Origin of the sequence: Flavobacterium flabelliforme, from assembly GCF_017948675.1 — a bacterium.
In the GTDB taxonomy this organism is placed as follows: Bacteria; Bacteroidota; Bacteroidia; order Flavobacteriales; family Flavobacteriaceae; genus Flavobacterium; species Flavobacterium pygoscelis.
This window is the reverse complement of the sequence record NZ_JAGFBU010000003.1, coordinates 400,411-414,559: the sequence shown is the minus strand read 5'-3', so window position 1 is coordinate 414,559 and position 14,149 is coordinate 400,411. Positions and strand designations below refer to the sequence as shown.

Here is a 14,149-nt window from a genome sequence, read left to right as displayed (position 1 = left end):
CAATTCCTTATTCAGAAATAGCTACTACTGGAATGTTAATATGAAAAGCTAATTTTTTTGAAAGACTCGTTTCAAATAATTTTTCAAAGAAGGTTTTATGGTACACATGCATCGCAATCATATCAATTGTATGTGATTCTATAAAACTTAATATTAAACCTTCCGTATCCTCACCTTCGATTGTTAAAAAAGCAACTTCTTTGCCTTTTGTCATTTCCTTCCATTCCTCCATACAATTCGCTTTATTTTGCTTTTCTTTTGAAACAATTTGAAGACAATCTACCGCAGCATTGAATGTTTCGGCAAGAGAGAGCATTATTTGAAAAGAAAGCGTATCCTCAGTTTTATATTGAGTAAGAAAAAGCATTTTTTGAATGGGTTTGTATTGGCAATCTTTTGGAATAACAAGTACTACCGCATTTACGTCACTCATAACTTTAGTAGCATTAGTGCCAAAAAAAGTTTCTTCAAGACTAGATCCGCCTTTAGTTCCCATCACTACAAAATCAAATTTTTCTTTGGTTGTCATTTTTTTAATCTCTTGTACTAAATTACCCGAAAGCAATACATGACTAATTTTGATGTGACTTAAATTATTTGCTGCGGCTATATCGCGCAATGCAGGTACTTGATCTTTGTAATTCTCAAAATTACTAAGTTCAGTTACGTCATATATTTCGTGTAAATATTCCGCTGCATTTACAAAATTAGCTTGTGGAACTTGATACACATGTAAGGTAATTACCTCAGCATGAATAGAGTCAGCTAATTGTAAAGCATAAATAAATGCATTTTTTGAAGCTTGTGAAAAGTCAGTTGGAAAAAGGATTTTTTTAGACATACTATTTAATTTATTGCAAATCAATTATTTATATAAATTTACAAAACAAAAACCAAAATAGAATGATAATTATCAGTTTGAAGAATATTTAACAAAAAAATAATGCCGCGGGATTCTTTAGTCTGTCCTTGTTGCCATGGCATTTTTCCTTACTTTTGCATAAATTGATATATATGATTCCTAATGATTCCATAGTAGCGCTTGCAACTCCTTCAGGAGCTGGGGCTATAGCCATAATTCGAATTTCCGGACAAGATGCCATTACTATTGGAAATTCTGTTTTTAAATCTATAAAAAATAAAGAACTAACCACTCAAAAAACACATACTTTACATTTAGGTCATATTATGGACGGTAACAAAACTTTAGACGAAGTTTTGATATCGCTATTTAAAGGTCCTAATTCCTATACGGGTGAAAATACAATTGAGATTTCTTGTCATGGTTCAACCTATATTCAGCAACAAATTATTCAGTTATTGTTAAGAAAAGGCTGTCGCATGGCGGATCCAGGAGAATTTACTTTAAGAGCTTTCCTAAACGGTAAACTCGATTTATCTCAAGCAGAAGCGGTAGCCGATTTAATTTCGTCCGACAATGAAGCATCGCACCAAATCGCTATGCAGCAAATGCGCGGTGGTTTCTCTAACGAAATAGCCAAGTTAAGAGAGGAATTATTAAATTTTGCTTCGCTTATTGAACTCGAATTGGACTTTGCCGAAGAAGATGTCGAATTTGCCGATAGAGCACAATTTCATGAATTACTAAACCGAATCGAATTTGTACTAAAAAGACTGATTGATTCCTTTGCTGTTGGAAACGTAATCAAAAACGGAATTCCAGTTGCGATTGTTGGTGAACCAAACGTTGGGAAATCAACTCTTTTGAATGCTTTATTAAATGAAGAACGCGCGATTGTATCTGAAATTGCTGGAACTACACGTGACACTATCGAAGATGAATTGGTCATTGGAGGCATCGGATTTAGATTTATAGATACGGCAGGAATTCGCGAAACGCAAGATGTAGTTGAAAGTATTGGAATCCGCAAAACTTTTGAAAAAATCGAACAAGCTCAAGTGGTGATCTATTTGAGTCCGCTTACACCAAAAGGAGGAACATTAGATACTGAAAACATAAAACAAGTACAGCTGGAAATTGAAAAAATAAAAAATCAGTTCCCATTGAAACCTTTAATTATTATAGGGAACAAAAAGGATTTATATTCTGACGAACAAATCCTAAATCTGCAAACTCAAATCCCAAACATCTTACTAATTTCTGCTAAACAAAATATTGGAGTCGATGATTTAAAAAATCAATTACTATCCTTTGTTAATACAGGAGCTCTACGAAATAATGAAACAATTGTAACTAATACAAGACATTACGACTCCTTACTAAAAGCATTAGATGAAATTCAGAAAGTAAAATATGGTTTAGAAAATAACCTTTCTAGCGACTTAATGGCACTTGATATTAAGGAAGCTTTGTATCAATTTGGGACCATTACTGGTCAAGTTTCTAACGATGAGTTGTTGGGTAATATTTTTGCTAATTTCTGTATTGGGAAATAATATAACCTGTTGGGTAAAATTAATTGATTTTAATATTATTAATTGGCCTGTCAAATATGAATTTATTGCTATATTGAAATACAGTAATAGCTATTCTTTTTGATATAATTCTTCTTTCAAAACCATTAAATAATTTAGCATAACTATTTCTAATTTTAAATTGTCAACGGTATTATAATATTCTTTAAATACTATATCATCTAAAATCTAAAATTTTGAAAAAATTTTAGATTTGTGGTTCTTTAAAAAAATTAATGTAAAACAAAATACTTCTTAAGCAGTTTTTAAATAATTCTTAAAAGAACTTTTTTTAATCACAAAAGCTAATTAACTCCGAAGAGTACTTAGTTTTTTCTACATCATTATTTTGAGATATTTTTTGAATTTCTACATCAAGGTTGATGTCATTTTTAAAAATAATATTCAATAAATCTATAATTACCTCAGCAGTAACCTCATTAGAATAGCCAATAAACTGAATTAACTTATCTTTTCTCTGATGCATTTTAAAGCCAGCCAAAGGTATCTCGGACAAAACATTAGAAACATCAATATTGTTGATTTTAATTCCTGATTTTGTATTAAAAACAACAGGATTTCGGGCTTCTAAGTCAATCAAAAACGGAATACCATTTTCTATTTTTAATCTGCAAAAATCACCTGTTCTGTATCGTATTAAAGGAAGAAAAGGATTGCTTCCTCCAGTAACTACTAGTTCACCTCTCTCGCCATAAGGAAGCGCAATATCATCAAATTCATCGAAAATTTCTAAATACAAATCGGGTCTTATAACTTTATGACCAATTCCAGTTGCATAAGCTATATTTCTACATTCCGTCAGGGAATAAAGATCGATTACGGGACATTTAAAATAACTTTCTAAAGTATCTTTAGTACCTTTTGTCAATTTCATAGCCGAAGAAACCATAGCTTTTGGAGTCAATTTAGGCTTTAGATCCAACAATGCCATAAAAGCCAGCGGATCGCCTGTTAAGATTTGCGGGTTGAATTTCTCTAGATATTTTACAGCATCATCAGGATGATTCCAATCTGATGTATTTAGGTTTATTTTTAAAATTCCTGCACCTTTTAAGTAGGCTGATAAAGAGGCATAAGTCAATGTTTTTTCTTGAGCGCAAATCAAAGCAATTGCTACAGTTTTTTTGCATGAAGTTATTGAAATATTAAAATCTTGGAGAATGGATTCTATTTGTGGAACCCAACTTGCCTGCGAAACAGCATCAAAAAGCACATCTAATTTCGGACCTGTTGAGCCGGAAGTATGATAAACTAAGAGCTCGTATAAATCTGCCTCATCTGAAACAAATAAATGAGGATTTTTTCTAATATCATCTCTGTTGGTTGTTGGAAAAGAATTTAAAATATTGGATTTATTTTTATAAAATGGAACAGTTTCACTACTCCATTTTAAATATTCGTTTAACCAAATTGGAGTCTGCTCTTGCGTCCAAAATGATTTTTCCTCACAATTTTTCTTTTTATATGCTTTAACTTTTGAAAGATTTACAGCATCTAATCGATCACCACTTTTAAAATTAAATTTTGGAGCAAATTCATCTTGTTTAAGTGCATTTAAAAAACTTAAATCATCTAACAGAGGAAAACGTTCCTCGTCTGTTAATGCTATTTGTGGCTTACTACTCGCGTCCATACGTATTTGCTGCCTCACGGGCTCTTTTCTCTTCCATTTGTCTTTTAATATCCATTATTCTTTCATTTGCTTTATAGGATTTTTTTAAAACGTTATGGCGTTCTGCACTGTTTAATGAGGATAATTTATCAGCTGCTTCTTCAGGATTTTCTCCGTTAGGAAGTATTTGACAACAATTTAATAACAGCCTCACCATCTCTTCGGCACGCTCATCATCGCTGACCCATTCGTTAAATTTTACATAAGGTGAAGCGTGACGCAATTCTTCAAACCAAAAATCATATAATTTTTCTTCAGCAAAAGAGGCATTCTTAAAGTCCTGATGGCTAAGTAACCAAGTAGAAATATGAATAGCGCGCCAATGATTCTCTCCAATGGCTTTTAAATGATCGCCTGATGGTATTTTAAATACCGTATTTAAAAAATTACCGCTTACCGTTCTGTAGGTATCACAAAGCAACGCTATCGAATTCAGTCCTTCCTTTACTAAAAAGCTTGACGATTTAAAAAAAAGTTCTGGACACTTTCTTACATGAGTAACAAGTTCAAAAACATCATATTTAGACATAAGCGTAATTTTGTTGTGAAAATTCTAATGCAAATTTTAAAAGCTCAGCTTCGTTGGTAACATAATACACATTCCAGCCCATTTTATGCAATCGGATCACCAAATCTTTGTTGTAATCTGGTTGAGAATGCAATACCATTGTCCCGTGTCCGCCAGCATTTTTTAATGCAATTTCAGCCAATTCCCAATGAGTTTGTTCCGTTTGAGTATCAGATTCCAACATACTAAAAATATCATTATCGGTCACTATTACAATGTGTGATTTTTTATTTGGCTTTTCTTCAAATGGTTTGCGTAAGCGTTCAATCCCGTACGCATAACCAGTTCCCAAATAAGAGGTTAAAGTTGTCAGCAGATCTGTTTCATCTGTAATAAAACCATTCGTTTCCAGATAACTTCCAGGTTCGCCAGAAAGACATCCCATAACCGATGCACCAGCACGCAATGCAGACAATCCAATAATTGTAGCAGCGAGAACAGGCCAGGAAAAATTGTGCTTCGGATTCATCATCGAACCTGAACAATCGATACCAATATAAACATTTAAAGGACTTTCTGAAACTTCATTATCAGAATCGGATCCGTACGTTCGTTTTTGCATGGTTAATCCTGGAATAAGTGACGGCGATTGTATCGCCGACTGTAACCAGTCTACTTCTTCAATTGCGTCACCAATATCCCAAGTTTCTAAACCTTCCGGTAAATTTAAAGACACATTTTCAGAAGTTTCGATCGGAAAATCTATTAAATGTGGTAAAGCAATTTCTTTGTAATATGCATTGATCAAACGCTGTTCATCGGCTTTTGGATTGACTTGTTTCATCAAATCAATATAATTTCCAGGTCCCATATATCCATTTCTTGGTCCATGACCTCCCAACTTGTTTTGTCCGGAACCTAAACTGTCTTCTTTCTTTTCAGCATCACCATCTGCGAGACCAAGAGCTTCTTTTCGCATGTCGATTATCTCGTCATAACCTTCCAAATCAAGTTCTGTCATACCTGAAATGTCCATAGCCCCCAAACCTGCATCTTCTGCGTCTAGCAATACTAAAATCTTTTTACGTGCCTCATTAAAAGTTTGATCCTCCATTAAATAAGGATACAACATAACGGCAAATCGGCCGCCGCCGTGAATCCAGTCTTTGGAGTAACTTCTAATCAAAGACGCTAATAATGAGGCATCCGCATCAATTTTTTTACTATGAAGGGATAATTTAGTGGCCAGTTCACCTCGGTTTAACCGCCATAAATATTCATAGGTACGCATCATCAAAGTCCAAAATTCAGTAAAAGTATCTTCTGTATTTATGGCTTTATAAACCTCCGACATACTTAATTTATTGACACGCTGTAATTTGTCATTAATTAAAAAGTCAGCATATAAATTGGATACCATAGGTGCTCTGTTCTCAATACCAGGCAGACCAAACCGAATGCGATTCAGTAAAATAGCATTATCATATAAATTAGCTGGCGTAAAAATATGATGCCCAATTTCATGCGCCAGAACTTCAAGAGCGTACCCTTCAATATGGCGTTCTACAATTTCTTCTAAATTGATCACAATACGATGATCTGTTAGCCGAATCATAGCAAAACTGCCGGTAAGTCCTTCTTCTTTAGCCTCCTGATGAGATAAACACCAGATCGGTTCCTGCAAGCGAAGCAAAGGATTCCATTCCAGCTTTGCCTGTGGCCATAACGATTTCCACAACGCTAAGGTTTTTTCTATTTCAAATTGATTATGCATTGCCCAGACTGAATAGGTATAAAAAATAAGAGTTTTGCAAAGTAAAAACCAAAGTATCTTTTGTAGCTGCAACCGATGAAATAGTGTTTCTATCAATTTCGTGATTTTTTTCCAGCCATTTTTCCAAGGTTTCTAATCGCTTAGAATTTGATAAGATGTAAGCGGAATCAACTGTATCAGCTGGAACCAAAACAGTACCAAACTGGTCTGCAAAAAGTGCGTAACTATTTTTTGAATCGGTTACAAATACGTGATCTTCTATCTGCGCTAGTTTTGGCGGATGTTCAAAAAAGCCCATTGACCCTTTGAAACCACCTTGCACGCCTTCAAATTTTGAATCGTTATTAGACCATGTACGATCAAAAAGGTCATCTCTTTTATGATCTGAATCTAGATTAATGACAATTAGCTGCTGCAGATTTTCTGAAAGTTCACAAAAATCAGCTTTTAATCGCGTTCTTAAATGTGCTAAACCGCATTTCCATGCATAAATGCGCCCTGCTGTTTTAAAATCTTCTATCGTTTTAATCTCAATGCTAGTGCTCTTCATAAGTTGACACCAGTCTAAGGTTTTTTCTACTGCGTACGAATGAAAATTTAAAAGTACATCATTCAATAAGTAAATCGTTTTTGTTGGAAATTTCAATACTAAATTGGGCATTTCAGCCATTAAGAGCCAAGCTGTTTTGTATTCATTATTATAGCGTATTGCCTGTCCACTACCAATTAATTTCAATGATTCTAAATACAGTGCTTTTACTATTTCGTGGATTTTCTCGGGAGCTGAATTTTGGTTATAAACTGCTTTTACGATAGGTTCAACCACTTCTTCCATCCATCTCAGAATAGAATGTGAAGGCAAACTGCCATACTTCATTTCATTTTCATCATACCAATGATTGTACAATACACTCTTATCGCTTAATTCTGCAATAAGTGGAGGAAAGCTTATTTTTTCCATTGAAGCCATCTTTTATAATTGGTATAACGTTGATGTAGATATTTCAATTTTAAAATATCATCTGCTCTGTACCCATACAATTTTTTCTCTTGCGACCATTTCTGTAGTTGCTTTTCAATATTTAAAAGTCGGTTATCAATTTCTTTTGAGGAAATATTTTCAAGACCTTTTTTAAATTCAGCTTCAAATTGATCAACTGGATCATTTCTGTCCAAATCTTGACTAATATACTCATCGCAAGACAAATCGAATAAATTTCGCAACCATACAATTCTATCTACTCTATATACTTCGTTACCTGCCTGATCAAAAAATGGCGATTCTAAATGTGGCGTTAAACTATCGTGCAAAACGAATGGTAAAACTTGTCTAATATCTTCTAATTCTACTTTTTTGTTTCCTCTAAAATAAGCCAATGCTTTAGAAAACATCAATAAAGTCATGATTTTCCGAACGGACAAACCATTTTTTGCCTGAGAACCCAAATCCTTGATTGGATCTTTTCCCGTTTCTTTTCTAAAAAGAGTACGCATGTCCAGACCGGACAATTTTGCCGTGTCTTTTGTCATATATTCCAATCTATTGGACGCGGGTTCAAAAAACTCGAACTGACGACAGAAAAATTCGATACGTTTACGTAATTCCGGGTCTATTTGTACTTGTCTGATCTGTTTGTTGATCGTATTAAGCTCTTCTTCGGTAAAAATAATTTCTTCGGGAATAATAGCTTCCGGCTTAAAATTAAGTTCAATACGCTGTAATAAATCCTCAATAAATCGAGTATTAAAATGCATGGCTCGAATTACAATATCAATTCTATCCTTTAAAGCTTCAATAACTTGATACGTTCCTCCGCCTGCATCATCATTAGCTGTTAAATACCACGCTCCTTCTGGACATTCATAAATCTGATCGAAAATTTCAGCATAATTATCTGACAGAACAGTCAATAAAGCAGATTGCGTTCTGGTCGGGATTCGATTGTATTCATCAATAATTTTTACTCGCATACCCAGCCATTTTCTCCAAGCAATTCTAATATCTGACGTTTTTTCGGCCTTTACCATATCCGAAGGCAATGGATGCCCTAATAAATCTGAAATCGTCATTTGAGGCTGACCGTGCTGAATGGCTCTCAATACATCTTTATTATCATATCCCGCTAACAAACCCATCAAAATGGAAGTAGCCGTTTTTCCTCGGCCAGGTCCGCCCACAATAAGGCATTTGCCTCGTGCTGCTAAATTCAATAATGGCATTAATACAAAACTGGAATAGCTCTGATCTGTTGGCAAACAAACGGGTACTTTACTATCGCCAAAAAAAAACTTTTTAGGATCGCCATCATTGAATTCGATATCATAGTACGGACTGATAATAGCGGTATTTGTAATCCAAAAATAAGCCTGACGCAATTTTTCATCAAGGCTGACTCCATCATTAGATTCATTTTGAAGATTATCACTTGAATAAAGATCTTCTACCTTAAATTTGTTGCTAATTTTATTTTCTTGTGGATTAGTAGGCGATTCTGGGACTTTTTTGAAAAACCCCATAGTTTTATTTATTAAGTCAGACATGGTTCTATTTTTGTTCTAAGTTAGTTAAATTTAATATTTTCTATATACGGCTAATACTTTTGAAACTTTTTCAATTCTTTCTTCAACAGTACCTTCCAGCATATAATAGCTAAGATTTCTATCCTTAAGATCTTCGATGATTTTTTGCTGAAATTCTTTTCTTTTCACATCACCGGATCTGTCCCAAGTATCATCATAAGGAATATCGGTATCACACACAAAAATAATGTCGTGCCTTTGTTCTGCTGCTTTGGCTAAATTCTGCAAAGCGGAAAGTGCTTCTCCATGATAATCAAGTGAAAATAAATAAGTCGTAATTGCATTGGTGTCTGAAAACAAAAACTGATTTGATTCTGTTACCAAAGCATCTTCTCTTTCAATGTGAGTTTCTGCAATTTTTAAAAGATCGTCTAAGGTTAATCGTTTATTTATTTGATGTTTCTCCCAATATTCTCTTCCGTACTCTGGCATCCATTGCGTATCAAAATGCACTGCTAATTTTTCTGCCAAAGTAGTTTTTCCTGTAGAAGGTGCACCAAGCAAAACTACTTTAGTAATCAAATCTTTATAGACTTCAGGATGAATAAATTCCTTTTGTTTAAATGGATTTTGTCTAATTTTTGTTGCTGATATAGGAACAATATTCCGACTTAAATCAACTTGTCTGTCAATCGCATTTAAAGCTTTACTCATGTGTACGCCATAAGGTTCGCTCGAATAAAAATGAGATATGCTACGATCTTCCAAAACTTCCAAAACATAGTCCTCTTGAATTTTCATAATTTCAGGTGAATAACCACTATCGTTAGGTGAATTTATTCCTTCAATAACTGTAATATTTGGGTATATTTTGCGTATCCAAGTGGCCCTGGTAGCTAACGAAATATTTATAACAGGATCATCGTAAATTAATAATAGTACTTCATCCATCTCCTTGATAGCGGTTTCAACTAACAATTGATGGCCTTTATGAAAAGGGGCAAATTTGCCTAATGTCAATCCTATTTTATGCTTGTTTTTCATATGCAAATTCTTCTTTGTACGCCTTTTTCCACTGCAAGTAACCAATTATTGCCATAATCAAAAAAAGGAAATATAAACCCGTTGTAAAATATAAGCTTTTATAAAAATATACAAAGATGGCCGCCACATCAACTACGATCCAAAAGATCCAGGAACCTAATACTTTTTTTATCATTAAATACTGAGCAACAAGGCTTGCTACAGTAATAAAAGCATCAGGATAAGGAAAAGAGGCGTCTGTTTTGGTCTGCATAAAATAGCCCAAAATCAGAGTTGATATAAATGTTAAAACAATCCATAAGGCTGCTTTTGTTATTAAGGTAATGCGTAATGTACTTTTATTGTCACCCCCGTACTTCCAATTGTACCAGCCAAATAATTGCAGAAAAATATAAATAACATGCAAAATCATATCCGAATATAATTTTGATGTATAAAAAACAAAGCAATATACTATGACCTGAACTAATCCAAAATACCAACACAGGATATTTTCTTTAATAGTAAAATAAACGGCCAAAAAACCGAAAACTGTGCCAAAAATTTCTAAAGTTGTATTCATATATATTTGCTAAGATATAATAAACTATTAAACTTTTAATTGATAGCGGAACAAATCAAAAAATTATGAAGAAATAAAAACTGAGGCAAAAGATCTCTATTTCCTTTAACAGTATTTAAATGATTCTAAAAGATATCGAACCGCCATAAAAAGACATTATCATCAGCTTGGATAAAGTGTTTTTTATTAATTACACAATATTTATCAGATAAATGTCTGTAAAAAAACACCATTGATTTCCAATAGTGCTTTTTATTGTTATTTATAAACTTTGACTCTTTAAAAATTGAAACCATAAAGGCATTTTTTCTATTTAACAAAAATCTCTTTCAATTGAGTGATGACATTTCCGCCACCTGAAATGGTAATCTCACCAATTTTATCGGCAATTTTCTCTACATATTCCATCTCTTTCAATTTCCAAAGCATTTCATTTTCTTCCATTAATTTGGCGGTGTTCAACAAGCTTCTAGTAGAAGCGGTTTCTTCTCTTCGCATAATACTATTGGCTTGTGCTTTTTTCTCGGCAACCAAAACCTGATTCATAATCTCCTTCATATCTCCAGGCAAGATCACATCTCGAATTCCAGCATCAGAAATCACTAAACCTAAATTGCTAATCTTAGCTGTTACTTCAGCCAAAATATCACTAGCAATCGCATCTTTTTTGCTCAACAACTCATCCAAAGTAAGTCCACCAACAAAAGCTCTTAAAGCCAATTGCATCAAAACATACAATTGTTTTTCGAAGTCTTTATTATCAACCAAAGCTTTCAAAATATCCACCACTTGGTATCTCACAAAGAAATTGATTCTCAACCCTGCTTTGTCTTTCGTCAATAATTCCTGTCCAGAAATCTCCACTTGTTGTTGTCTCATATCAACTGTTTTTACATCAATTGTAATCGCATTATTCCAAAAATAATGGGTTCCTGATTTTAATTCGGTTGTAAAAGTTCCGTTAACAAACAACAATGCTTTATCGTTACTGGCTACCAAAAATTTTCTAACGAATGGTCTTACTTTGAGGTTCTCCAAAAGGTTTACGGTGATATTTTCGGTGATATCAATTTTAGACAAATCGGCTTTCACAAATTCATTTTTCACAATGCCTTTCCAAAACGCATATCTTCCAGCAGTTAAAACAGTTGTGAAATTTCCGTTTGCAAATTGCAACACTATTTCAGTATCGCTTACTTCAACAACTTTTAACATCGCCGCCAAATCTTCATTTTCTAACAAAATATTCAATTCATACTGCGTTTGGAATGGAAAGTTCATTTCATGAATGATGACTTTTTTATCTCCAAAAATCCAATGTTTTCCTTCTTTTAATACGTTTAATAATTTCCTGTTCTCGAATACCAAACCTACTTGGTACGCATCGATTGTAATTCTATTGATCATGATAATTTGTTTTTTTTAATTATTATTGTGTTTACTATTTCACACCTACGGAGTTCTTGACGAAATATTATTTGTTTATTGTTATAAATATTACGCCACTCTGTGGCTTAAATTGGAAATATTTTTATGTAATTAGCTCCATCGGGGCATTATATTTATAGAATAAAAAACAATCAAAAATGAGCTCCATCGGAGCGGCATATAATTCAATGTTCAAAATCAAGTTTATTAAAAATTGTTACGCAGATTTAAACTGATTTTATCTTTAATATTTTCTATTCACTAATGACTATTTACTTTAAATAAAAAACCTCATTGTCTTTCTCCTCCGATAAAAACGGACGAATAGTTTGTAATTCTTGTGCTCCACTTGTTTTACAATTCTATTTTGTAAAAGCAATTCTGAAAACTACCTAAACAATCAAACCCAAAAGAAAAAGAGCATTCCTAAATACATTGCTGTTCGCACTGGTTGTATCGTGAGTGTGCAATTTTAGATTTTACAATCCTAATTGTACCGACAAAGACAAATCAGTTTTTTTGTGGTCATCTTTTTAAGAGTGATGTTCTCTGAAATACAGATTTTCAGTCTGTGCTTGACTTACCATTTGTCTAACCGAATCGAAAAACGGTGCAGGATTCGAACCTGCAAAATTATCTATTGTTCTAACCAACTGAACTATCACATTGCTGTGAATGGGAATCGAACCCATGACCCATAGAGTGGTGATAATTTTCTGGGAAACTACCAAAACCTCCAAATCAAGTTGCATAGAAAAACATAATACGCTTTCGCGAAAAGTTCCCTACAATGGTGCTATACAGAAACACGTAACAGGACTTGTTTGATATTGTCAATCTCCTTCTTTTGTCATTCCGACGAAGGAGGAATCTCAAAACTTTAATAAATCAAAGAACTTGTTTTATTTCTTGAACAAAGATTTCGACACGACTGCGCAATTATTCTGCGTAGAAGATTTTTTTTTTACAAATACTCCAAAAAACAAAAAAAGCGTCCCGATATCAGGACGCTTTCTCTATTTATGTTGAATTTGAAACTATAATTATAAAATAGTTTTCTTTATTTTTTTTTACAATACTATTCCGTTGATTTTATAACTCGTACTTCTACTCCCTTTATCTTCTTTTAGCAATATACCTTTTAAAATCAAATCGTTAATATCACGTAAAGCTGTATCATCAGAACATTTGGTCAGTATTGACCATTTTTTGGTGGTCAGATTCCCTTCAAAATCATTCCATAAAAGTTCCAACATTTTTTGTTGACGAGAGTTTAAAATAGTTTTTTCATGAGTTTTCCAAAAATTAGCTTTTTGCAAAACCGTACTTATAATTTCTTCGGATTGGAGAATGGCTTTTTTCAACGTGTCTAAAAACCAAAGTAACCAGGTTGTGCAATCTAAATTCTCTTTTTGAGATTGTTCTAACAATAAATAATAATCCTTTTTGTTTTTTAAAATTTGCGAAGACAAACTGTAAAAACGCATCGCATCATTCTCTGATTTTGCCAAAATGCTTTCTGAAATAGCTCGGGCAATTCGACCGTTTCCGTCTTCAAAAGGATGAATCGTAAGAAACCACAAATGAGCAATTGCCGTTTTTATAATCAAATCTTGTTGTGATTCGGTATTCAGCCAATCTAAAAAAGTATGCATTAAATTTTGAACTAACGCAGCAGCGGGCGCTTCATAATGTACTTTTTCAGTACCAAATCCAACCGAAACTACTTGCATGGGTCCTTTTTCATCTTTTCGCCAATCGGCAGTTGTAATGGCATACAAACCACTTCTTCCTGTGGGAAATAAAGCGCCATGCCAACTTAACAAACGCTCTTGCGAAATAGCAGAAGCATAATTTTGTGACGCATCCAATAATAAATCTACAAAACCGTCAATGCTTCGATTTGTTGGTTGATTGTTAGCTAAAGGAGAACCTATTCTTTTGGCAATAGACGAACGCACTTCTTCGGGTTTGTATATTTCGCCTTCTATTTGGCTAGAGGTAATAATTTCTTTTTCTAACAACAACAAATTCGATTCCTGTTGAATATCAAATCCCAATGATTGCATTTTTCCCAAAAATCGTCCCTGCAAAAAACGTACATCGCTTAATGGTGCAAGTACCTTTTCGATATCCCAATAAAAATTAGGAAAATGAGGGTTTTGGTGGATGTATTTTGGCATC

12 protein-coding genes and 1 pseudogene are annotated in these 14,149 nt (G+C 33.6%); 1 reads left to right on the top strand and 12 read right to left on the bottom strand.

The genetic code is table 11. From position 1 onward, the window contains the following. Nucleotides 1–7 precede the first annotated feature (7 nt). A complete protein-coding gene (locus J3S90_RS10490) occupies nucleotides 8–841 on the bottom strand; it encodes a universal stress protein (protein WP_210646159.1) in 834 nt (277 codons plus the stop codon). A 173-nt stretch (nucleotides 842–1,014) separates the two neighbouring features. Here J3S90_RS10490 and mnmE point away from each other — a divergent pair, with 173 nt between their 5' ends. Continuing rightward, on the top strand, nucleotides 1,015–2,418 hold the full coding sequence (gene mnmE / locus J3S90_RS10485; protein ID WP_188050625.1) for a tRNA uridine-5-carboxymethylaminomethyl(34) synthesis GTPase MnmE: 1,404 nt from the start codon (nucleotides 1,015–1,017) through the stop codon (nucleotides 2,416–2,418). A 19-nt stretch (nucleotides 2,419–2,437) separates the two neighbouring features. Here the strand turns inward: mnmE and J3S90_RS15960 are convergent. From J3S90_RS15960 to J3S90_RS10435, 11 genes and pseudogenes are all read right to left on the bottom strand, one after another. Further along, nucleotides 2,438–2,581 (bottom strand): annotated as a pseudogene (locus J3S90_RS15960) (IS982 family transposase); the annotation flags it as partial. Nucleotides 2,582–2,728: 147 nt separating this feature from the next. Next, nucleotides 2,729–4,090, bottom strand: a complete 1,362-nt coding sequence (locus J3S90_RS10480; RefSeq protein WP_210646158.1) for an AMP-binding protein — start codon at nucleotides 4,088–4,090, stop codon at nucleotides 2,729–2,731. Next, nucleotides 4,077–4,658 (bottom strand): hypothetical protein, encoded by a 582-nt coding sequence (locus tag J3S90_RS10475; protein ID WP_210646157.1) that lies wholly within the window; start codon nucleotides 4,656–4,658, stop codon nucleotides 4,077–4,079. The genes J3S90_RS10480 and J3S90_RS10475 overlap by 14 nt, the downstream gene beginning before the upstream one ends. Beyond that, entirely contained in the window at nucleotides 4,651–6,411 is a 1,761-nt protein-coding gene (locus tag J3S90_RS10470) for a hypothetical protein (RefSeq protein WP_210646156.1), read from the bottom strand. The genes J3S90_RS10475 and J3S90_RS10470 overlap by 8 nt, the downstream gene beginning before the upstream one ends. After that, nucleotides 6,404–7,372, bottom strand: a complete 969-nt coding sequence (locus J3S90_RS10465; protein ID WP_210646155.1) for a hypothetical protein — start codon at nucleotides 7,370–7,372, stop codon at nucleotides 6,404–6,406. Before J3S90_RS10465 ends, J3S90_RS10470 begins: the two co-directional genes overlap by 8 nt. Next, nucleotides 7,360–8,952: an AAA family ATPase gene (locus J3S90_RS10460; RefSeq protein WP_210646154.1), complete on the bottom strand. Its 1,593-nt coding sequence runs from the start codon at nucleotides 8,950–8,952 to the stop codon at nucleotides 7,360–7,362. The genes J3S90_RS10465 and J3S90_RS10460 overlap by 13 nt, the downstream gene beginning before the upstream one ends. A 30-nt stretch (nucleotides 8,953–8,982) precedes the next feature. Then, complete coding sequence (locus J3S90_RS10455) at nucleotides 8,983–9,975, bottom strand: AAA family ATPase (RefSeq protein ID WP_210646153.1); 993 nt, start codon at nucleotides 9,973–9,975, stop codon at nucleotides 8,983–8,985. Next, entirely contained in the window at nucleotides 9,959–10,537 is a 579-nt protein-coding gene (gene pnuC, locus J3S90_RS10450; protein WP_210646152.1) for a nicotinamide riboside transporter PnuC, read from the bottom strand. The genes J3S90_RS10455 and pnuC overlap by 17 nt, the downstream gene beginning before the upstream one ends. A 309-nt stretch (nucleotides 10,538–10,846) precedes the next feature. Then, nucleotides 10,847–11,944 (bottom strand): slipin family protein, encoded by a 1,098-nt coding sequence (locus tag J3S90_RS10445; RefSeq protein WP_210646151.1) that lies wholly within the window; start codon nucleotides 11,942–11,944, stop codon nucleotides 10,847–10,849. Nucleotides 11,945–12,498: 554 nt separating this feature from the next. Continuing rightward, entirely contained in the window at nucleotides 12,499–12,717 is a 219-nt protein-coding gene (locus J3S90_RS10440) for a hypothetical protein (RefSeq protein ID WP_210646150.1), read from the bottom strand. 318 nt (nucleotides 12,718–13,035) lie between these two features. Next, nucleotides 13,036–14,148 carry a Fic family protein gene (locus J3S90_RS10435; protein ID WP_210646149.1) on the bottom strand — a complete coding sequence of 371 codons (1,113 nt, stop codon included), beginning with the start codon at nucleotides 14,146–14,148 and terminating at the stop codon, nucleotides 13,036–13,038. Nucleotide 14,149: the final 1 nt, after the last annotated feature.

Bases quoted from the DNA above. Each gene is read 5' to 3' on its own strand.
- J3S90_RS10470 (WP_210646156.1), bottom strand. From the start codon at position 6,411: ATGCATAATCAATTTGAAATAGAAAAAACCTTAGCGTTGTGGAAATCG.
- J3S90_RS10440 (WP_210646150.1), bottom strand. From the start codon at position 12,717: ATGCAACTTGATTTGGAGGTTTTGGTAGTTTCCCAGAAAATTATCACC.
- mnmE (WP_188050625.1), top strand. From the start codon at position 1,015: ATGATTCCTAATGATTCCATAGTAGCGCTTGCAACTCCTTCAGGAGCT.
- J3S90_RS10445 (WP_210646151.1), bottom strand. From the start codon at position 11,944: ATGATCAATAGAATTACAATCGATGCGTACCAAGTAGGTTTGGTATTC.
- J3S90_RS10465 (WP_210646155.1), bottom strand. From the start codon at position 7,372: ATGGAAAAAATAAGCTTTCCTCCACTTATTGCAGAATTAAGCGATAAG.
- J3S90_RS10475 (WP_210646157.1), bottom strand. From the start codon at position 4,658: ATGTCTAAATATGATGTTTTTGAACTTGTTACTCATGTAAGAAAGTGT.
- J3S90_RS10480 (WP_210646158.1), bottom strand. From the start codon at position 4,090: ATGGACGCGAGTAGTAAGCCACAAATAGCATTAACAGACGAGGAACGT.
- J3S90_RS10455 (WP_210646153.1), bottom strand. From the start codon at position 9,975: ATGAAAAACAAGCATAAAATAGGATTGACATTAGGCAAATTTGCCCCT.
- J3S90_RS10435 (WP_210646149.1), bottom strand. From the start codon at position 14,148: ATGCCAAAATACATCCACCAAAACCCTCATTTTCCTAATTTTTATTGG.
- J3S90_RS10460 (WP_210646154.1), bottom strand. From the start codon at position 8,952: ATGTCTGACTTAATAAATAAAACTATGGGGTTTTTCAAAAAAGTCCCA.
- pnuC (WP_210646152.1), bottom strand. From the start codon at position 10,537: ATGAATACAACTTTAGAAATTTTTGGCACAGTTTTCGGTTTTTTGGCC.
- J3S90_RS10490 (WP_210646159.1), bottom strand. From the start codon at position 841: ATGTCTAAAAAAATCCTTTTTCCAACTGACTTTTCACAAGCTTCAAAA.